General features: G+C 60.1%; 18 protein-coding genes and 1 pseudogene. 12 read left to right on the forward strand and 7 right to left on the reverse strand.

The window, feature by feature from the left end:
• Window positions 1-233 precede the first annotated feature (233 nt).
• Window positions 234-521 (reverse strand): helix-turn-helix transcriptional regulator, encoded by a 288-nt coding sequence (locus tag CWI66_RS18640; protein WP_332868388.1) that lies wholly within the window; start codon window positions 519-521, stop codon window positions 234-236.
• On the opposite strand from CWI66_RS18640, the gene CWI66_RS18435 reads away from it, so the two are divergent.
• From CWI66_RS18435 to CWI66_RS15605, 3 genes are all read left to right on the forward strand, one after another.
• Window positions 468-638: a hypothetical protein gene (locus CWI66_RS18435; protein ID WP_232710952.1), complete on the forward strand. Its 171-nt coding sequence runs from the start codon at window positions 468-470 to the stop codon at window positions 636-638. The genes CWI66_RS18640 and CWI66_RS18435 overlap by 54 nt on opposite strands.
• A 59-nt stretch (window positions 639-697) precedes the next feature.
• Window positions 698-1,582, forward strand: a complete 885-nt coding sequence (locus tag CWI66_RS15600; protein ID WP_100732198.1) for an alpha/beta fold hydrolase — start codon at window positions 698-700, stop codon at window positions 1,580-1,582.
• 108 nt (window positions 1,583-1,690) lie between these two features.
• Complete coding sequence (locus CWI66_RS15605) at window positions 1,691-3,886, forward strand: OsmC domain/YcaO domain-containing protein (protein ID WP_100732199.1); 2,196 nt, start codon at window positions 1,691-1,693, stop codon at window positions 3,884-3,886.
• Between the two features lie 214 nt (window positions 3,887-4,100).
• Here CWI66_RS15605 and CWI66_RS15610 read toward each other — a convergent pair whose 3' ends face one another.
• Entirely contained in the window at window positions 4,101-4,481 is a 381-nt protein-coding gene (locus CWI66_RS15610; protein WP_016916255.1) for a type II toxin-antitoxin system VapC family toxin, read from the reverse strand.
• A complete protein-coding gene (locus tag CWI66_RS15615) occupies window positions 4,478-4,687 on the reverse strand; it encodes a type II toxin-antitoxin system VapB family antitoxin (RefSeq protein ID WP_016916256.1) in 210 nt (69 codons plus the stop codon). The genes CWI66_RS15610 and CWI66_RS15615 overlap by 4 nt, the downstream gene beginning before the upstream one ends.
• Before the next feature lie 325 nt (window positions 4,688-5,012).
• On the opposite strand from CWI66_RS15615, the pseudogene CWI66_RS15620 reads away from it, so the two are divergent.
• Together CWI66_RS15620 and CWI66_RS15625 are read left to right on the forward strand one after the other, a co-directional pair.
• A pseudogene (locus CWI66_RS15620) lies at window positions 5,013-6,344 on the forward strand (alanine/glycine:cation symporter family protein); the annotation flags it as partial.
• Between the two features lie 4 nt (window positions 6,345-6,348).
• Window positions 6,349-7,179: an asparaginase gene (locus CWI66_RS15625; protein WP_232710954.1), complete on the forward strand. Its 831-nt coding sequence runs from the start codon at window positions 6,349-6,351 to the stop codon at window positions 7,177-7,179.
• 15 nt (window positions 7,180-7,194) lie between these two features.
• On the opposite strand, the gene CWI66_RS15630 is transcribed toward CWI66_RS15625, so the two are convergent.
• The 4 genes from CWI66_RS15630 to CWI66_RS15645 all read right to left on the reverse strand — a co-directional run bounded on the left by CWI66_RS15630 (window position 7,195) and on the right by CWI66_RS15645 (window position 11,209).
• Window positions 7,195-8,424, reverse strand: coding sequence for a nucleoside recognition domain-containing protein (locus CWI66_RS15630; protein WP_100732200.1), 1,230 nt, complete (start codon window positions 8,422-8,424; stop codon window positions 7,195-7,197).
• Window positions 8,425-8,496: 72 nt separating this feature from the next.
• Window positions 8,497-9,429 (reverse strand): lysine exporter LysO family protein, encoded by a 933-nt coding sequence (locus CWI66_RS15635; RefSeq protein ID WP_081136195.1) that lies wholly within the window; start codon window positions 9,427-9,429, stop codon window positions 8,497-8,499.
• The gene (locus tag CWI66_RS15640) at window positions 9,430-10,074 is read right to left on the reverse strand and encodes a hypothetical protein (RefSeq protein ID WP_446718546.1); all 645 of its coding nucleotides are present in this window, start codon (window positions 10,072-10,074) and stop codon (window positions 9,430-9,432) included.
• 199 nt (window positions 10,075-10,273) lie between these two features.
• A complete protein-coding gene (locus CWI66_RS15645) occupies window positions 10,274-11,209 on the reverse strand; it encodes a 2-hydroxyacid dehydrogenase (protein WP_081136192.1) in 936 nt (311 codons plus the stop codon).
• A gap of 297 nt (window positions 11,210-11,506) precedes the next feature.
• Here CWI66_RS15645 and doeA point away from each other — a divergent pair, with 297 nt between their 5' ends.
• The 7 genes from doeA (at window position 11,507) to CWI66_RS15680 (ending at window position 18,613) form a co-directional block, all read left to right on the forward strand.
• Window positions 11,507-12,706 (forward strand): ectoine hydrolase DoeA, encoded by a 1,200-nt coding sequence (gene doeA / locus CWI66_RS15650; RefSeq protein WP_081136191.1) that lies wholly within the window; start codon window positions 11,507-11,509, stop codon window positions 12,704-12,706.
• 27 nt (window positions 12,707-12,733) lie between these two features.
• Entirely contained in the window at window positions 12,734-13,765 is a 1,032-nt protein-coding gene (gene doeB, locus CWI66_RS15655; protein ID WP_081192551.1) for a N(2)-acetyl-L-2,4-diaminobutanoate deacetylase DoeB, read from the forward strand.
• An 8-nt stretch (window positions 13,766-13,773) separates the two neighbouring features.
• Window positions 13,774-14,250 (forward strand): Lrp/AsnC family transcriptional regulator, encoded by a 477-nt coding sequence (locus CWI66_RS15660; RefSeq protein ID WP_081136187.1) that lies wholly within the window; start codon window positions 13,774-13,776, stop codon window positions 14,248-14,250.
• Window positions 14,251-14,417: 167 nt separating this feature from the next.
• A complete protein-coding gene (locus CWI66_RS15665; RefSeq protein ID WP_081192549.1) occupies window positions 14,418-15,914 on the forward strand; it encodes an NAD-dependent succinate-semialdehyde dehydrogenase in 1,497 nt (498 codons plus the stop codon).
• 187 nt (window positions 15,915-16,101) lie between these two features.
• Window positions 16,102-17,535, forward strand: coding sequence for an aspartate aminotransferase family protein (locus tag CWI66_RS15670; RefSeq protein WP_081136184.1), 1,434 nt, complete (start codon window positions 16,102-16,104; stop codon window positions 17,533-17,535).
• 208 nt (window positions 17,536-17,743) lie between these two features.
• On the forward strand, window positions 17,744-18,094 hold the full coding sequence (locus CWI66_RS15675; protein ID WP_016916271.1) for a putative quinol monooxygenase: 351 nt from the start codon (window positions 17,744-17,746) through the stop codon (window positions 18,092-18,094).
• Between the two features lie 51 nt (window positions 18,095-18,145).
• Entirely contained in the window at window positions 18,146-18,613 is a 468-nt protein-coding gene (locus CWI66_RS15680; RefSeq protein WP_100732201.1) for an S-ribosylhomocysteine lyase, read from the forward strand.
• The last annotated feature ends 168 nt before the right edge of the window (window positions 18,614-18,781 follow it).

Here is an 18,781-nt window from a genome sequence, read left to right on the forward strand (position 1 = left end):
AGCGGCATGGAGCCAGTCTCCGTGTCCGATTCTCGTTGAATTGGGAATCCTCGTCCTTCAGGGCGAGGAGCAGTCAACCAGCCGCTGATACACCACTCTCACACAGCAGGGCATGCGCTCGCTGTTGTCTGCCACGCCCATCTTCAGCCCCGTCAATCGCGTTACCTAGCTTTGAAAGCTGGGAAACAGAATGGTCTGGGTGATCTCGTGACCGTTCAGAGTTTCGTGGTCGATCAAGAACAGCCGGTCCGCAAGTTTGACTGCCGCCCCCACATAGCGGTTATGGCAGGGGCGTTTGCCGGGGGCCACCGGCATGCGTTCGGTGCGCTGATACACCACGCCGCCGTCGCGCTCCTCCAGACAGACCAGCGTACGCATGATATGACCAGAGCGCGAAAATCCTGGTGGGGGAGGGCAATGTCGTCTGCGGTGACGCCAAGAAAATGGCATATTCGTTGGAGCGCCGCATGACTGGGGTAGTAGCGCCCGCTCAAGTAGCGGTTGAATTGCGCTCGGTTCATCGGCAGGCGGCGGCGCACGTCGGCAATCGACGGGTAGTAGCTGCACAGCAGGCGCAAATTGGCCACAAATTCATCGTGCATGGGCGTGACTCGGGGCTCTTGGGCGGTGGCGGCTAATGTGCCGCCTTGTGTCGGCAAGTGCAATGCTTTCATCTGTTTCCATCAAGGGGCACAAGATGTTCGAAGGCTTTGAAAAACACACGCGCCATGTGAATGGCATCGATATCCACTACCGCATGGGGGGCAGTGGCCCGGCATTGCTGCTGCTTCACGGGCACCCGCAGACCCATATGATCTGGCACAAAGTGGCGGCCAAGCTTGCCCAGCACTTCACGGTGATTGCCGCTGACCTGCGCGGCTACGGCGACAGCGGCAAGCCGGACGATGACGCAGAGCATCTCAATTACGCCAAGCGCACCATGGCCACCGATATGGCCGAACTGATGAGCGCGCTGGGCTTTGAGCGGTTTAAAGTACTGGCCCACGACCGAGGTGCGCGGGTGGCGCATCGTTTAGGCGTTGATTACGCCGAGCGGGTTGAGCGCATGGTGCTTTTAGATATCGCCCCCACGCTGGCCATGTACCGGGGCACCAATGAGGCGTTTGCCCGCAGCTACTGGCACTGGTTCTTTCTGATTCGCCCTCAGCCGCTGCCGGAAATGCTGATTCAAGCCGACCCCGCGCAGTACCTGAAAAGCGTGATGGGCGCCCGCAGTGCCGGTATGGCACCGTTCGCCCCAGAAGCGCTGGCGGAGTACGAGCGCTGCCTGTCGCTTCCCGGTACGGCCACCGGCATCTGCGGCGACTACCGCGCCAGCGCGACTATCGATCTGGAGCACGATCAGGCGGATATCGACGCGGGTGTGAAGCTCACCTGCCCGATCAACGTGATGTGGGGTGCCCAGGGCGCGATTGAAGCCTGCTTCGATGCCTTGGCTGAATGGCGCAAGGTAGCGACGCAGGTAGAGGGCAAGGCGCTGCCCTGCGGCCACTATATCGCCGAAGAGATTCCTGACCTGCTGCTGGAAGAGGCGCTACCATTCTTGCTACATCAGCCATGAGCGATTCAAGCGACTGCCCAAGACGAAGCGGGCAAAAAACTGGATAATGGCCGCCATTCGCCTGATGCGTTGGCGCTCAGGCACACTCATTACTCCGGACGCCCGCTTATGGAAATCAAAGTTAACTATCTCGACAACCTCCGCCTGGAGTCCAGGTTCGACGACTTTACGGTCATTTCCGACCAGCCGATTCGCTACAAGGGCGACGGCTCGGCCCCTGGCCCGTTTGACTACTTCCTGGCGTCGTCGGCCATGTGTGCCGCCTACTTCGTCAAGGTGTACTGCAACGCGCGCAATATTCCCACCGAGAACATTCGCCTGTCGCAAAACAACATCGTCGACCCGGAAAACCGCTACAAGCAGATCTTCAAGATTCAGGTAGAGCTGCCGGAAGATATCTCGGAAAAAGATCGCGAAGGCATTCTGCGCTCCATCGACCGCTGCACGGTGAAGAAGGTCATCCAGACCGGCCCCGAGTTTCAGATCGAGGTGGTCGAGAACATCGACGAAGACGCCCAGGCGCTGCTGATGGGGGCACCCGAGGGCGGCAGCACCTTTATCCCCGGCAAGGACCTGCCGCTGGAGCAGACCATCGCCAATATGAGCGCGATTCTGGCGAACCTCGGTATGAAGATCGAGATCGCCTCCTGGCGCAATATCGTGCCCCATGTGTGGTCGCTGCATATCCGCGATGCGGCGTCCCCCATGTGCTTTACCAACGGCAAAGGCGCGACCAAAGAGAGCGCGCTGTGCTCGGCGCTGGGCGAGTTCATCGAGCGTCTGAGCTGCAACTTCTTCTACAACGATCAGTTCTTTGGCGAAGAGATCGCGAACAGCGAATTCGTGCACTACCCCAATGAGAAGTGGTTCAAGCCGGGGCCGAATGACGAGCTGCCCGCCGAAATTCTCGACGAGCACTGCCTGGCGATTTACAACCCGGAAGGCGAGCTGGGTGGCTCGAACCTGATTGATACCAACTCGGGCCGTGAAGACCGGGGCATCGTTTCGCTTCCCTTTGTGCGCCAGAGCGATGGCGAAACGGTCTACTTCCCCTCCAACCTGATCGAAAACCTGTTCCTCAGCAATGGCATGAGCGCGGGCAACACGCTGGTGGAAGCTCAGGTGCAGTGCCTTTCAGAGATTTTCGAGCGGGCGGTGAAGCGGGAAATCCTCGAACAGGAATTGACCCTGCCCGACGTACCGCAAGAAGTGCTGGCCAAGTACCCCAGCATTGTCGAGGGCATCAATGCCCTGGAAGCCCAGGGCTTCCCGGTGCTGGTGAAGGATGCCTCCATGGGCGGGCAGTTCCCGGTGATGTGCGTGACGCTGATGAACCCGCGTACCGGCGGAGTATTCGCTTCCTTTGGTGCCCACCCAAGCTTCGAGGTGGCGCTGGAGCGCAGCCTGACCGAGCTGCTGCAGGGGCGCAGTTTCGAAGGCTTGAACGACCTGCCGTTGCCGACCTTCAATTCCCAGACTGTCTCCGAGCCGAACAACTTCGTCGAGCACTTCATCGATTCGGTGGGCGTGGTCTCCTGGCGCTTCTTCAGTGCCAAGCCCGACTTCGAGTTCAGTGAGTGGGACTTCTCTGGCAGCAACGAGGAAGAAGCCGAGACCCTGTTCGGTATTTTCGAGGAGCTGGGGGCCGAAGTGTACATGGCGGTACACGAAGACCTGGGCGCACCGGTGTGCCGCATTCTGGTGCCGGGCTACTCCGAGGTGTACCCCATCGAAGACCTGATTTGGGACAACACCAACAAGGCGCTGGATTACCGCGAAGATATCCTCAACCTGCACCGCCTGGACGACGCACAGCTGACCGACCTGGTCGAGCGGCTGGAAGAGAGTCAGATGGACGACCACGTCGATATCATCACGCTGATCGGTATCGAGTTCGACGAGAACACCGTGTGGGGGCAACTGACCATTCTTGAGCTGAAGCTGCTGGTCTACCTGGCGCTTGGCCGTCATGAAGAGGCGCTGGACTGCGTGCAGATGTTCCTGCAGTACAACGACAACACCGTCGAGCGCGGCCTGTTCTATCAAGCTGTGAGCGCGGTGCTGGAGATTGCCCTGGACGACGAGCTGGCGTTGGACGACTACCTGCCCAACTTCCAGCGCATGTTCGGCGAAGCCACCATGGCGGCGGTGGTTGGCTCGGTAGATGGCAGCGTGCGCTTCCACGGCCTTACTCCCACCAACATGCAGTTGGAGGGGCTGGAGCGCCACCAGCGCCTCATCGAAAGCTACAAGAAGCTTCACGCGGCCAGGGCGGCAAACGCGGGCATTGCGTGCCCCTGGTAATGATGTTACGGATGTAGGGGGTGGCGATGTATTAAGCACTCCGTAAGCTAAGCGTTATCCACGCCCTGGGCAGTAAGCTTTCCCACATATCTCGGGATAAGCCGACCCCTGGGGCGTTTTTCGTTTGAAGAAGGAAAAGAAGCCATGCCTGCAGCAATGTTGATCGATGGTGGCTATTTTATTAAGCAGCTCAAGCGGATATTGTGATCAGCTCTCAATGTACCGCGACCCGGTAGGCCGCAGCGAACTTGTCCGCCATATCCGCGAGACGCTTGTCTAGCGTCCATAACTGCGTATCGGGCGTGATAAGTGTTGAGGCAAGTAAGCACATGTCGACTAAGCCGCAGCCCAGGCCATAGAGCTTTTCACGTTCGATGAAGTCCATCACCTCCGACAAACTAGCCTGATGACAGGGCCGCAAGAGGGCAACACTCTTTAGCGTTTGAGTGCGCGGGGAGGGAGGTGTCCCGCAGGCAAGCTCAGCCAAAACCATGGGGTGGTTGAGCACAAGATCTTTTTCGATCAATCCGATCAGGGCATCGTTTCGTTTTCTGAAATGATCCACCCAGACCGATGTGTCGACTAGCACGTTCATTGCGTTGAAGGCGCCTCGCGACGGCGGGGTATGTCGGGCATCTCTGGCGCAGTCCCACCCAGGGCTGCAAGGCGTCGACCGGCTTGCACGCGGACATAGGTTTTCATGGCCTCGCGAAAGAGGTCTGACGGTTTATCCATTCCCGGCTCGGCAAACGCCAATGCCTGCTCGTAGAGCTCATCGTCAATGGTAACAGTGGTTCGCATCGTTCACTCCTGCCTGGTCGTGCACTCGCTTGCATCGATATTGATGTTATTTAACGTCAATCGGTGCATCTTCACAAGTGGGCATCGCAGTAACATCATCAGATGACTGCTCGGTACATTCTCTCTAGCGGTCATCATCTCGCGGGGGCTGTATACGCCTGATGCACTGTGATGCACCCACTGGCGCAGTGAGTGCAACCAACTGCATCGCTGCGCCAAGCGTCATCCCGCTTTTGGCTTGGTACAACACTCTGCGCGCCTTTCAATCGCAAACAAGGACGCGATTACAACCATAACGCCAATATAAAAATGCGGAGACTATCCCATGCTCGATATGCTCAACGACCTCCTCTGGGGGAGGGTTCTGCTCGTATTACTGGTGGGCGTTGGTATCGGTTTTACCGTTGCCTCCCGCTTCGTACAGTTTCGTTATTTTGGTCAGATGTTCCGTATTCTGGGTTCCGGTCAAGCCTTCAAGCGTAATCAGCACGGCCACTTGAGCTCGTTTCAGGCGCTGGTACTGTCGGTAGCGGGGCGCGTGGGCGGCGGTAACATCGCCGGCGTGGCCGTGGCGATTACGCTGGGCGGCCCGGGGGCGATTTTCTGGATGTGGATCGTCGGTTTGATGGGCATGGCCACCAGCTTTCTAGAGTGCACCCTGGCGCAAACCTACAAACAGGCGGAAGGCGACGGTACCTACCGTGGTGGTCCGGCGTACTACATCGTCAAAGGTTTGGGCAAGCAGTGGCGCTGGCTGGCAGCGTTCTACTCGGTACTGCTGTTACTCACCTTCGGTTTTGCCTTTACCGCCTTGCAATCCTATGCCGTTGCCACTTCGTTTGGCGACGCCTTCGGCGTGCCGGTGCTGTACAGCGGTATTGCGCTGGCAATGCTGGTGGGCCTGATCATCTTTGGCGGCATCAAGCGGATTGCTCGCATCTCCGAATTCCTGGTGCCCTTCATGGCCGTGGGCTATATCGCCGTGGCGCTGTTAGTGATTGCCATGAACCTGGGGGATATCCCCGCGGTGATTGCCCTGATTGTCAAGAGCGCCTTTGGCCTGGAGCCGCTGGTGGGTGGTGGGATTGGCGCTGCCATCATGATGGGCTTGAAGCGTGGCCTGTTCTCCAACGAAGCGGGCCTCGGCAGTGCGCCCAACGTGGCTGCCGTGGCGTATGTGCCACACCCGGCCAACCAAGGCATCGTGCAGGCGTTCTCGGTGTTCATCGATACGGTGATCATCTGCTCGGCCACGGCGTTTCTGATTCTGCTCAGCGGCGTGTATGACCCCGCCGCCGGGGCGGGTGTCGAAGGTATCGCGCTCACCCAGGCTGCCTTGGCAGACCACGTGGGCGAGTGGGGCCGCACCTTCGTGAGCCTGGCGCTGCTGCTGTTTGCCTTCAGCACCATCCTCTACAACTACTACCTGGGCGAAAACAGCCTGAACTTCTTCAGCCGTGACAACCAGAACCTGTTCAACGCCTTCCGGGTGGCGATTGTACTGCTGGTGTGCTGGGGCGCGACCACCGATCTAGGCACCGTGTTTGGCTTCGCCGATGTGACCATGGGCCTCTTGGCAGTGGTCAACCTCGTGGCGCTGATCCTGCTGTTCAAGTGCGGCCTGCGCATTCTGAACGACTTTGATCGCCAGCGCCGAGCTGATGCCCGAGGCGTGGAATCGACTGATCGCGGCGCTGGAAGCCCACTGGCAGGTCTACGATGCCTTCGTGATTCTGCACGGCACCGATACCATGGCCTACAGTGCGTCGGCGCTGTCGTTCATGCTCGGGGCCTTGAACAAGCCGGTGATCTTCACCGGCTCTCAAATTCCGCTGGGTGAGCCCAGAAGCGACGCGCTGAACAACGTGGTCAGCGCGCTACAGCTGGCGGCTCATCCGGCCACACCCTGCGAAGTGAGCCTGGTCTTCCATGACCGACTGCTACGCGGTAACCGCGCCCGCAAGGTGCGTACTCAAGGCCTGGATGCCTTTGACTCTCCCAACTTCCCTTGGCTTGCCGAGATCGGCATTGGCATCACCTTTCCCCAGCCCTCGGCGCTGCTCAGCGGGGAGCCTAGCTTTTCGCCGCTCCAGCTAGACGATGAGGCGGTGGCCGTGCTGCCGCTGTACCCGGGTATGTCGCTAACGCGCGCCAAAGCGCTACTGGCAGACGACACGCTGAAAGGTGTGGTGCTACACAGCTACGGCGTGGGGAACCCGCCCAGCTTTGACGGTGCACTGCTCGACGCCTTGAAAGCGGCCCATGAGCGGGGCGTGGCGCTGCTCAACGTCACGCAGTGCGCTCAGGGGGAGGTCATTCAAGGCGCCTACGCCACCGGGGCGGCGCTCAATCAGGCGGGCGTGATCGCTGGAGGAGACATCACGCTGGAAGCCGCCGTGGCCAAACTCATCGTTCTGCTTGGCCGTGGGCTTTCCGGGCCAGCGCTGCGCAAAGCGCTCAGCGCAGCGATTCGCGGGGAGCGGTCTCGCTGACCCGGTCTTGCTGATTCAGCCAAAGAACCAGTAACACACCAGAATGGCGGTGGTGATGCCTGCCACATCGGCGACCAGGGCGCATCCCAACCCATGGCGAATGCGGCTAATGCCTACGGCGCCGAAGTAGACCGCCAGCACATAAAAGGTGGTTTCGGTGCTGCCCTGGAACGTGGCGGCCAGTAGCCCTGGGAAGCTATCGACACCAAAGGTGTTCATGGTCTCGATCATCATGGCGCGGGAGCCGCTGCCGGAGAGCGGTTTCACAAAGGCGGTGGGTAGCGCATCCACAAAGCGGGTATCCCAGCCAATGCCTTCCACCAGCCAGCGAATGCCGTCAAGCCCAGCATCCAGCACGCCGCTGGCGCGCAGCACCCCAACGGCCACCAGCATGGCAATCAGGTAGGGCAGCAGGGTGATGGTAAAGCTCAGGCCTTCTTTGGCACCCTCGATAAAGGCGTCATACACCTTCACGCCGCGCAGCGCGCCCACGACCAGGAACATGATCACAATGCTGAACAGCGTGAGGTTGCCAACCAGCGTGGAAGCGGCGGCCAGCGCTTGAGCCGACATCCCCGCCAGCGTGGTGATCAAAAGCCCCAGGGCCAGCGCAGCGGCCAGCAAGTACCCCAGCACCACCGGTTGCCAAAGCTTCAGACGCTGCATGATGGCCACCGCCAGCAGCCCGGCGAGGCTGGATGCACTGGTCGCCAGCAGAATCGGCAGGAACACCAGCGTCGGCTCTGCCGCCCCTTGCTGGGCGCGGTACATGAAAATCGTGACGGGCAGCAGGGTCAGCGACGAGGTATTCAGTACCAGAAACAGGATTTGCGCATTGCTGGCGGTATCGCGGCTGGGGTTCAGGGTTTGCAGCGAATGCATCGCCTTGATGCCAATGGGCGTCGCAGCGTTATCCAGGCCGAGAATGTTGGCGGCAAAGTTCATGCTGATCAGCCCCATGGCCGGGTGGCCGCGGGGCACTTCGGGCATCAAGCGGCAGAACAGCGGGTCGAGCACTCGCCCCAGCAGGCGGATTAACCCCGCCTTTTCAGCAATGGCCAGAAATCCCAGCCACAGCGTCATGGTGCCCAGCAGCACCAGAATGATATCGACGCTGACCCTTGCCATATCGAACAGCGACTGCACCAGGCGGGCAAACACCTCGCTGTCGCCACCCACCAGCCATTGCCAGAGCGATGCCGCAAAGGCGGCAATGAAAAAGCTTAACCAGATTCCGTTGAGCATGGTGGGTGGGCGTCCTTGATGATCGAAGCAATACGCTAGCTGCGTATCCTACCCAAGGAGCGCCCGCTCACGCTAACCCGACAGCGAAAGAAAGAACAGAATCAGCGGCGGGGAGAGTAGCGAGAGGATAAAGCCGCTGACCACGGCAATGGGCACACAGGCCACGCCGCCATGCTGCTGAATCACGGGCAGGGTGAAGTCCATGGAGGTGGCCCCGCCATAGCCAATCGCCAGCGCGGTATGGCGGTGGATGACCAGCGGAATCAGTATGAACGCCAGCAGCTCGCGGGTCAGGTCGTTGAAGAACGCCACGCCGCCCATCAGCGGGCCGAGCTGGTCGCCAATCAGAATGGCCGACAGCGAATACCAGCCAAATCCGGAGGCCATGGCCAAGCCTTCGTTCCAGCGCAATGAGAGCAAGGGGGCGGCGGCCAATCCTGCCAACAGCGAGCTGAGCGCCAGGGTGACCGCAATAGCGAGCCCCAGGCGATTGAGCAAAATCTGTTTGAGCGGCATGCCCGAATTACGCAGTTGGCAACCAATCAACACCAGCAGCACGTAGAGCACCCACTCTGCCAGCCAGTCCGCCATGGTAAATAGCGCTTCTCCCAGCGTGGGGCCGAGCAGCAGCCCCAGCGCCACGCCACCTGCCACCACGGCGACGAGCATCAGCGAGCCGCCCATGGCCGCCAGTTTGCTGGTGGGGGCGTCCTTGACCACGGGAGAGCTCCCCGCGCTCAGGCGTACGCGTCTGGACAGCCACCAGAGGGCGGCAAGATTGAAGAGGGTGGTGATACTGAAAAGCAGCAGGGCGTTACCCCCGAGGCGAGACAGCTGGCTACCCAGATTTTCAAGCCCCGCCAGGCTCACTCCCATGAACAGCAGTATCAAGTACACCGAGCCACTGACGGCTCGGTTGATGAGATTCAGCCACGCCGTGGAGCGAACGCGAACCAGATAGCCCAGAAACAGCGGCAACAATACGATCAATAAGCCTGAGAGCATCTAGCGTTCATTACCCTCGTCAGGCGTGAAGCGTGTCATGGTGATGGTGGTCTGGCGACGCCCCTCCTTTTGGTACTCCGCAGAAAGGATCAGCCCGGGCCAGTCAGGGTGAAAATTGATCACCAGGTAACGGTCGGGTTTGTCGGCATCCACCAGGGTAACCGGCTGGGCATCGAAATCCCCAGCGGGGACGCTGACGCTGGCCGGGGCATTCAGGTAGTACTGAAAGTGCTCGTCTCGGCCCCGGTGATCCACGAACGAGATATCGCAGGGCGCCTGCTGGGTGCAGTTTTCATGGCCGACCCGCCGTGACAGGTCGAACAGGGCCGTCTGACGGTCCAGCGAGTGGATATCGGCTTCGTTCAGCTGGTAGCTGTCGCCCACGCCAAACAGCGAGTAACTGCTGTTGTAGAGCAGCGAGCGAGTGGCGTCATCGTCCACCGCAAAGCGGCTGCGCTCTTGGCCGCGCGCCACGGCCACGGAAAAGCTCATGTCGCTGAGCCAGTGCAGGCCTTCGTTGGATAGCGTATGGGTGATGGTCGCGCCCGGCCAACCACGAATCTCCAGCCGGTACTGTGCTTCGAACGGCTGCGGGGCAGCCCAGGCAGCATCCTCGACGGGCTGCTCTGCGACGGCGGCTGTCATGCCAGACATACTCAGGGCACCCACGGCAATGCTCAGCCAGCGATGAGCCGCAGTGACGTTAATATGACGCAAAGGCCATTCCTCCATTGAATATATGATCCTCAGAGCCCTTGACTCAGCCCTTGGTTCCCTTGCGTCGCTGGCCCGTTCTCAGCAAACGATAGCACTTGGCAAAGTATAACGTGCCGAGCAGTGGGCGTCAGTAGCCCGCCTCAGGGTTGACGGTGGCGAGAGGTTCACCGGCATCGAAGGCATGCAGATAGGAGATGACCTGATCGATGGCGTCATTCAGCGGAGTCGGGGCCGCCATATGCGGCGTCACGATCACCCTAGGGTGCTGCCACAGTGGGTGGTTGGCAGGCAGCGGCTCTTCGTGGAAGACGTCCAGCAGCGCACCGCGCAGGTGGCCTGGCTGCTGTTCCGTGCCAAGGGCTTTCAACAGGGCTTGTTCGTCGATCAGACTCCCGCGCCCAGGGTTGATCACACTTGCCCCTGGCGGAAGTTGCGCCAGCCGGGCGGCGTTCAGGATATGCCGAGTGGCCGGGGTATCCGGCAGGATGGTCACGACGCTCTGCACCTTGCTTAACAGCTGGTCCAGGCCCTCGTCACCGTGCAGGCAGCGTACCCCGCTGATCTGTTTGGCAGAGCGGCTCCATCCCCAAACCGGAAACCCTGCCTGCTGCAGTGCACTGGCCACATAGCCACCAATGGCCCCGAGCCCCAGCACGCCCACCGGCCAGTCGGCCTTGCCGGCGACTGGCTGCGGCGTCCACTGGGCGTGGGTCTGCTGTTGGCGATAGCGGTCCATGCTGCGGTAGAAGTGCAGCACGCCGTATAGTACGTAGTCGGCCATCAGTTCGCTCATGCCCGCGTCGCGCAGTTTGACGATGGGCACGCCGTCAGGAAGGCCCGGCGTATTGAGCAAGTGGTCGACGCCTGCCCCGAGATTGATGATGCCCTTCAGGTGCGTTTGCTCCTGCAGCAAATGGGCCGGTGCCTTCCAGACGGCCAGGTAATCAGCGTCGAGCCGCTCGCTGGCCGGGGCGTCGCTGGTCAATACCGTGGCCTGGGGCAATGCGTCGGCAATAGCGGCCTGCCACTGCGCGGCATTGTCGATATGGACGACAATTTTCATGAAGGCTCCTTAGCTGCGGCTTCTGGGGGAAGCTCTATCATGAGCGAGAGAACCCGAAGACCGCAACCCATGCGAGGCGCGTCGCTTCGCGGTCAACGCCTCGTTAGAAGCGATGTTAACGGTCTATGCAATTTTTGCCATAAAGGCTTTGACCGCTGACCAAGGAGGGGTGCTAGTATCGGGGCAAGGCGACATTGGCGGGCCAGCAGCGGCGGTGACCAGGTCGATCCTGTGGCCCAGTGCCGCGACTTACCGCGGGCGCTGGTTCTAAGTGATCTTTTATTGGCGAGTTGCCCGATGACAGAGGTTTCCCTGCCTTTCACCCGTGAAGAGTACGCCAGCCGTTTATGGAAAGTGCGTGCTGAAATGGCCGGTCGCGGCATCGATGTGTTGATCGTCAGCGACCCTTCCAACATGGCGTGGCTGACCGGCTACGACGGCTGGTCATTTTATGTGCACCAGTGCGTGCTGGTGGGGTTGGAGGGTGAGCCGGTGTGGTTTGGTCGCCGGATGGATGCCAATGGCGCGCTGCGCACCTGCTGGATTCACCCCGATAACATCACCTATTACCCGGATTACTACGTCCAGAACCCCGACATGCACCCGATGGAGTATCTGGCGCAGTCGATCATGCCCGATCGTGGCTGGCACACCGGCGTGGTGGGCATGGAAATGGACAACTACTACTTTTCTGCCAAGGCTTACCAAAGCCTGCTCAAGGAGCTTCCCCACGCGCACTTCATGGATGCCAATGCGCTGGTGAACTGGTGCCGGGCGATCAAGTCTCCCCAGGAAATTGCCTATATGCGGGTCGCCGCCAGGATTGTCGAAGGCATGCACTCGCGCATTCTGGAAGTGATCGAGCCGGGGTTGCCCAAGAGCAAGCTGGTGTCTGAAATCTATCGCGTGGGCATCGAAGGGTTCATCGACGAAAACGGCAAGGTGTTTGGCGGTGATTACCCGGCCATCGTGCCCATGCTGCCTACGGGCAAGGATGCAGCGGCGCCACACCTGACCTGGGACGATACGCCGTTCCGCAGTGGTGAAGGCACCTTCTTCGAAATTGCCGGGGTGTTCAAGCGCTACCATGCGCCCATGTCGCGCACTGTGTTCCTCGGCACGCCGCCCACCGACTTCATCCGCGCCGAATCGGCCTTGCTGGAAGGCATCGAAAACGGCTTGGCCGTTGCCAAGCCCGGCAATCGCACGGCCGACATCGCCATGGCGCTGGGGGCGGCCATGGACAAGTATGGTTTTGACCGCGGTGGCGCGCGCTGTGGCTACCCGATTGGCATCTCTTACCCCCCCGACTGGGGCGAGCGCACCATGAGCCTGCGCCCCTCGGACGAGACGATCCTGCAGCCGGGCATGACCTTTCACTTCATGCCGGGCCTGTGGGTCGATGACTGGGGGCTGGAAATTACCGAAAGCATACTGATTACCGAAGACGGCTGCGAAACGCTGGCAAACTTCCCCCGCCAGCTGTTCGTGAAATAGCCGCACGTTCAATAAAAAGGATTCACCATGACGCTTCAACCGAACTCACTGCGGCCCAGCCCCATCTCTGCCACCGTCGACTTCGACGCCGACGGCGTGCAGCACGGCTTCTTGAAGCTGCCGATCTCCACCGATGAATCCGCCTGGGGGGCGGTGATGATTCCCGTGACCGTGGTGAAGAACGGCGAAGGCCCCACGGCCCTGTTGACGGGGGGCAACCATGGTGACGAGTACGAAGGCATAACGTCGCTGCTCAAGCTCTCCTCGGCGCTCAAGGCCGAGGAGGTGACTGGCCGTGTGATCATCGTGCCCTGCATGAACACCCCAGCGGTGATGGCAGGCAAGCGCACCTCGCCGATGGACAAAGGCAATCTGAACCGCAGCTTTCCCGGCGACCCTAACGGCACGGTGACCTCACAAATTGCCGACTACTTCACCCGAGTGCTGGTGCCCATGAGCGATGTCGTGCTCGACCTGCACTCTGGTGGCCGCACGCTGGATATCCTGCCGTTTGGTGCGTCTCACGTACTGGATGACAAACACCAGCAGCAGGCGGCGCTGGAAGGCGCCAAGGCCTTCGGTGCGCCTTATGCCATGGTGATGTTCGAGCTGGACGCTGAAAAACTGTTCGATACCGCCTGTGAACGTCAGGGCAAAGTATTCGTGGCCACCGAGCTTGGCGGCGGCGGTACCTCCACCCCGCAAAGTATCGCCATTGCCGAGCGCGGCGTGCGCAACTTCCTGATTCATTACGGTTTGGTAGAAGGCGAAGTGAAAATGCCCGAAGGTGGGCAGATGTACCTGGATATGCCGGATGCCAGCTGCTACGTGCAGAGCCAACACGCCGGCGTGTTGGAGCTGCTGGTGGCACTGGGCGACGAAGTGAAGAAGGGCCAGACCATTGCCTACGTTTATGACATGACCCGCAGCGGATCATCGCCGGTGGCGTACCAGGCCGAGCGCGACGGTATTCTGATGGCGCGCCGAGCCCCTTCGCTGATCAATATGGGCGACACCCTGGCGGTGGTTGCCGATGTTGTCGAACGCCTGGAGGTGTAGCCCCCAGCATGATGAAACTGGATCGCTATGATTTAAAAATCCTCGATATCCTCTCCCGGGACGGGCGAATCACCAAGTCGAAGCTGGCCGAGGCGATCAATCTCTCGGTCAGCCCCTGTTGGGAGCGGGTGAAGCGCCTGGAGAAGGCGGGCGTGATCGAAGGCTACACGGCACGCATCAACGCGGAGGTATTGGTGCCGCGCAACCCTGTGTGGGTGCAGATCGAGCTCAAACAGCACAACGCCGAAAGCTTTGCCCGTTTTGAAGCACTCGTGATGGCTACCCCCGAGGTCACCGAATGTGTGGCCGTGGGCGGTGGCGTTGATTACCTGGTGAAGTTCGAGGCCCGCACCATCGACAGCTACCAGCGGCTGATGGACAAGTGGCTGATATCGGAGGCGGGGATCGAACGCTATTTCACCTATATCGTCACCAAAACCGTCAAGCAAGCGCCCATCGGAATCGATATCGACAGCGCCCAGTAGCCGCGCTGCCGAAAAAAACCACGCTCACGCCGCATTTTGCAAAAAAAGCGCAGGGTTTGCCGGTCGCTTTCAAAAACACTTCGTGGCCACTCTCCGTTAACCTGAAGGCATTCGATAGCCGGGCGGACCTGCCTGGCTGACCATGCTGTTCAGGAAGGGGAGGTGCCATGACCATACTATCGGCCACGCTAGTAAAACGCCTGGAAGATCCGCGCCTGTTTCGCCAGTACGCGTATGTGAACGGCAAGTGGGTCCATGGAGAGGGCGGCCGTGAGGAAGCGGTGGTTGACCCCGCGACGGGTGACGTCATCGGCCATATTCCCCTGCTGGAAGCCGAACAAATTACCGCCGCAGTGGATGCCGCCGAAGCGGCATTCGTTCACTGGCGGGCGCTGCGCGCCGATGAGCGCTACGAGCGCCTGCTGGCGTGGTACGACCTGATTCAGGCCAACCGCGAAGACTTGGCCACCATCATGACGCTCGAGCAGGGTAAGCCGCTGCCGGATGCCCGTGGCGAGGTCGAGTATGGCGCCAGCTTCGTGCGCTGGTTCGCGGAGGAGGGCAAGCGCACCTACGGCGAGACCATTCCCAGCCACATTCCCAACGCATCGCTCGGCACCATCAAGGAGCCGGTGGGCATTGCGGCGATGATCACGCCCTGGAACTTCCCGCTGGCGATGATCACACGTAAAGCCGCCGCTGCGCTGGCGGCTGGCTGCCCGGTGATTGTGAAACCGGCCAACGAAACGCCATTTTCGGCGCTGGCGCTGGCTGAACTCGCCGAGCGTGCGGGCATTCCAGAAGGTATCTTCAACGTCGTGCTGGGCGAGCCTGCGGAAGTCTCGAAAATTCTGTGCGGAGAGCCGCGCATCCGGGCGCTTTCATTCACTGGTTCCACCCGTGTTGGCCGCTTGCTCATCGAGCAGAGCGCCAACACCGTAAAGCGGCTTTCGCTGGAGCTGGGCGGCAACGCCCCCTTTATCGTCGGGCCGGATATGGACCCCAAAGAAGCGGCCTACGCCGCCGTGGCCGCGAAGTTCCAAACCTCCGGGCAGGATTGCCTTGCCGCGAATCGTATTCTGGTACACGAATCCATTCACGATGAGTTCGTTGCCCGGTTCACCGAGCGCATGGCGGCACTCACCGTAGGCAACGGCCTGCACGGCGAAGTGGATCTTGGTCCTCTGATTCACCGCCAAGCGGTCGAAAAAGCGGCTGCGATTGTGGACGATGCCATCTCTAAAGGGGCCACCCTGATCGCGGGTGACCAAAGCCAAGCGCCGGGCGACAACTTCTTCATGCCGGTACTGCTGACCGGTGTGACGCCACAAATGAAGGTATGGCGGGAAGAGAACTTTGCCCCGGTGGCTGGCATTACCGCTTATAGTAGCGACGACGAAGTCATCGAAATGGCCAACGACACCGAGTACGGCCTGGCCGCGTATATCTACACCCATGATATACGCCGCATCTGGAAGCTGATGCGTGCATTGGAGTACGGCATGGTGAGCGTCAACTCGGTGAAAATGACCGGGCCGCCCGTGCCTTTCGGCGGCGTCAAACAGTCCGGCCTTGGCCGTGAAGGTGGCGCGACGGGGATCGATGAGTATCTGGAAACGAAGTACTACTGCCTGGGCGCGCTGGGATCGGTATCGGGTAGCTAGGTTTGGGAGCCACAGCATCGCGCGCTGAAGCGCCCTCCCACAACACCTGCTTAGGCGCTTGAATTGGCCCTGTGGGAGGCCGGCTTTGCCGGGCGAAGGCACCGCGAGGTGCCCACCATTAAGTCAGTCACCAAAGATAAAATACCCTCCCCAACAGTGGGGAGGTTTATCGTAAAGAGAGAACGTTATGAGCTTGCATCAGGATCTGATTGAACGCGACCGCAAAGTCACCTTCCACGCCTCTACCCATCTGCGTGATTTTGCCCATGGCGATGCGCCGGGCCGCGTGATTACCGGCGGTAAAGGCATCCACATCGTGGACAAGGATGGCCGCGAGTTCATCGATGGTTTTGCGGGTCTTTACTGCGTCAACATCGGCTATGGTCGCACCGAAGTGGCGGAAGCGATTTACAAGCAGGCGCTGGAACTTTCCTACTATCACACCTACGTGGGCCACTCCAACGAGCCGCAAATCGAGCTTTCCGAGCGTGTGCTGAAAATCGCAGGCCTCAACATGTCCAAGGTCTACTACGGCATGTCGGGCTCTGATGCCAACGAAACCCAGCTCAAGATCGTGCGTTACTACAACAACGTGCTGGGCCGCCCGCAGAAGAAAAAGGTCATCTCGCGCATGCGCGGTTACCATGGCTCAGGCATTGCGTCTGGCTCGCTGACTGGCCTGAAGGCGTTCCACGACCACTTCGACCTGCCCATCGATACCATTCGCCATACCGAAGCGCCGCACTACTACCTGCGCGCCGCCGAGCAGCACGGCATGACCGAGCTCGAATTTTCTGCCTACTGCGCGGACAAGCTGGAAGCCATGATTCTGGAGGAAGGCCCTGAGACCGTCGCGGCCTTCATCGGTGAGCCGGTGCTGGGCACCGGGGGCATCGTGCCGCCGCCGGAAGGCTACTGGGAAGCGATTCAGCCGGTGCTGGACAAGTACGATGTATTGCTGATTGCCGACGAAGTGGTGTGTGGCTTTGGCCGTACCGGCTCCGACTTCGGCAGCCACCACTACAACATGAAGCCTGACCTGATCACCATCGCCAAAGGCCTGACCAGCGCCTATCAGCCTCTTTCAGGTGTGATCGTTGGCGACAAGGTGTGGAAAGTGCTGGAGCAGGGCACCGGCGAATTCGGCCCCATCGGCCACGGCTGGACCTACTCCGGCCACGCCCTGGGCTGTGCCGCAGGCCTTGCCAACCTGGATATCATCGAGCGCGAGAACCTGGTGGGCAACGCGGCAGAAACCGGCGCTTACTTCCAGCAGCAGCTGAAAGCAGCCTTCGAAGGTCACCCGCTGCTGGGCGACGTACGTGGCGTTGGCTTGATGGCGGCGTTGGAGTTTTCGCCGGATGCCAAACAGCGTCTGCACTTCGACCCCATGCTGAAAGTCGGCCCGCGCGTCGCGGCGGCGGCCATGGAAGAGAACCTGATTGCCCGCGCCATGCCCCAGGGCGACATCCTCGGCTTTGCGCCGCCGCTGACCATCAATCGTGGTGAAGTGGACGAGATGATTGGCCGCGCCAAGCGCGCCATCGACCGTGTCACTGACGAGCTGGTACGCTCTGGCGATTTGAAGACCGGCCAACAGGAAGCGACTTTTACCGTATAAGTTCAGGCCTGCATTGCTTAAACGCCGCTGCCGATGGCAGCGGCGTTTTGGTTTGAATAGCCACATTGGGCCAAAACTGGCTCAGGACGACAGGGCGGTAAACTCGCTAAGCTGTAGCAGTGCGCCAGGAGATGGATTGAACCAGGACTGTCGTTAGCGCATGAGCCCACGCATAATGGTCGTTGTTCCATCATCAGGATGCTTGATCATGTCGAAGAAAATCTACTGTACCGCCAGCTTCAAACCCAAGCCCGGCAAAGAAGAAGCGGTCTTCAAGGCGCTGCAAAGTCTTGAGCCCAACGCCCATCGTGAAGATGCTTGCCTGCTGTACACGGTGACTCGCCAGATCGATAACCCGTTTGCCCAAGGCACCAGCTACCCCATCGTGTTTCATGAAATCTGGGCCAGCCGTGAGGAGTTTGAAGCGCATTGCCAGCGTAAAGAGATCCAGGAGTTTTTCGCTCAGCACGTCGAGTCGCCGGATGGCGACATCGAAGACGCCAACGTATGTGTCTACACCGATGAGCCGTGGAATTTCGACGCCCCCAAGGTGTCATGAGTGCACAACGTGTAGAATAGCCCCGCGAACGAGAGCGACTACGGAGCCAACATGACCGAAAAAAAGATGAACGTCGAAAGCTTTAACCTGGACCACACCAAAGTGAAAGCCCCCTATGTGCGTCTGGCCGATATCAAGGAAGGCCAGCACGGCGACCGTATCCACAAATACGACCTGCGTATCTGCCAACCCAACAAGGAGCACATGGAGATGCCTGCGCTGCACTCCCTGGAGCACCTGATGGCAGAGCTGTCGCGCAACCATACCGATAAAGTCGTCGATATCAGCCCGATGGGCTGCCAGACCGGCTTCTATATCGCGTTGATCAACCACGACGATTACGACGACGTACTGTCGATCATCGAGCAGACGCTCAACGACGTCTTGACCGCCACCGAAGTGCCCGCCTGCAACGAAATACAGTGCGGCTGGGCCGCCAGCCACAGCCTGGAAGGTGCTCAGGCGCTTGCCAAAGGTCTGCTGGCCAAGCGCAGTGAATGGACCGAGGTGTTTGCTTAAGCAGCCTTGAGTCGACTCAGCATGCAGAACGCCCCATCCGGGGGCGTTCTAGTGTGAGTTTGAGAAGCTGAGGGCAACTAGCGATGGGTTGTTGACTGCTCCTCGCCCTGAAGGACGAGGATTCCCAATTCAACGAGAATCGGACACGGAGACTGGCTCCATGCCGCT

It is taken from the genome of Halomonas sp. 141 (assembly GCF_002810305.1).
Classification (GTDB): Bacteria; Pseudomonadota; Gammaproteobacteria; order Pseudomonadales; family Halomonadaceae; genus Vreelandella; species Vreelandella stevensii.

What these genes read in the sequence shown, in the direction of transcription:
- CWI66_RS15680 (WP_100732201.1), top strand. Translation starts at nt 18,146, where the DNA reads ATGACCGAAAAAAAGATGAACGTCGAAAGCTTTAACCTGGACCACACC.
- CWI66_RS15625 (WP_232710954.1), top strand. Translation starts at nt 6,349, where the DNA reads ATGCCCGAGGCGTGGAATCGACTGATCGCGGCGCTGGAAGCCCACTGG.
- CWI66_RS15665 (WP_081192549.1), top strand. Translation starts at nt 14,418, where the DNA reads ATGACCATACTATCGGCCACGCTAGTAAAACGCCTGGAAGATCCGCGC.
- CWI66_RS15670 (WP_081136184.1), top strand. Translation starts at nt 16,102, where the DNA reads ATGAGCTTGCATCAGGATCTGATTGAACGCGACCGCAAAGTCACCTTC.
- CWI66_RS18640 (WP_332868388.1), bottom strand. Translation starts at nt 521, where the DNA reads ATGAACCGAGCGCAATTCAACCGCTACTTGAGCGGGCGCTACTACCCC.
- CWI66_RS15645 (WP_081136192.1), bottom strand. Translation starts at nt 11,209, where the DNA reads ATGAAAATTGTCGTCCATATCGACAATGCCGCGCAGTGGCAGGCCGCT.
- CWI66_RS15660 (WP_081136187.1), top strand. Translation starts at nt 13,774, where the DNA reads ATGATGAAACTGGATCGCTATGATTTAAAAATCCTCGATATCCTCTCC.
- CWI66_RS18435 (WP_232710952.1), top strand. Translation starts at nt 468, where the DNA reads ATGACTGGGGTAGTAGCGCCCGCTCAAGTAGCGGTTGAATTGCGCTCG.
- CWI66_RS15600 (WP_100732198.1), top strand. Translation starts at nt 698, where the DNA reads ATGTTCGAAGGCTTTGAAAAACACACGCGCCATGTGAATGGCATCGAT.
- CWI66_RS15615 (WP_016916256.1), bottom strand. Translation starts at nt 4,687, where the DNA reads ATGCGAACCACTGTTACCATTGACGATGAGCTCTACGAGCAGGCATTG.
- CWI66_RS15610 (WP_016916255.1), bottom strand. Translation starts at nt 4,481, where the DNA reads ATGAACGTGCTAGTCGACACATCGGTCTGGGTGGATCATTTCAGAAAA.
- CWI66_RS15630 (WP_100732200.1), bottom strand. Translation starts at nt 8,424, where the DNA reads ATGCTCAACGGAATCTGGTTAAGCTTTTTCATTGCCGCCTTTGCGGCA.
- doeA (WP_081136191.1), top strand. Translation starts at nt 11,507, where the DNA reads ATGACAGAGGTTTCCCTGCCTTTCACCCGTGAAGAGTACGCCAGCCGT.
- CWI66_RS15640 (WP_446718546.1), bottom strand. Translation starts at nt 10,074, where the DNA reads ATGACAGCCGCCGTCGCAGAGCAGCCCGTCGAGGATGCTGCCTGGGCT.
- doeB (WP_081192551.1), top strand. Translation starts at nt 12,734, where the DNA reads ATGACGCTTCAACCGAACTCACTGCGGCCCAGCCCCATCTCTGCCACC.
- CWI66_RS15635 (WP_081136195.1), bottom strand. Translation starts at nt 9,429, where the DNA reads ATGCTCTCAGGCTTATTGATCGTATTGTTGCCGCTGTTTCTGGGCTAT.
- CWI66_RS15675 (WP_016916271.1), top strand. Translation starts at nt 17,744, where the DNA reads ATGTCGAAGAAAATCTACTGTACCGCCAGCTTCAAACCCAAGCCCGGC.
- CWI66_RS15605 (WP_100732199.1), top strand. Translation starts at nt 1,691, where the DNA reads ATGGAAATCAAAGTTAACTATCTCGACAACCTCCGCCTGGAGTCCAGG.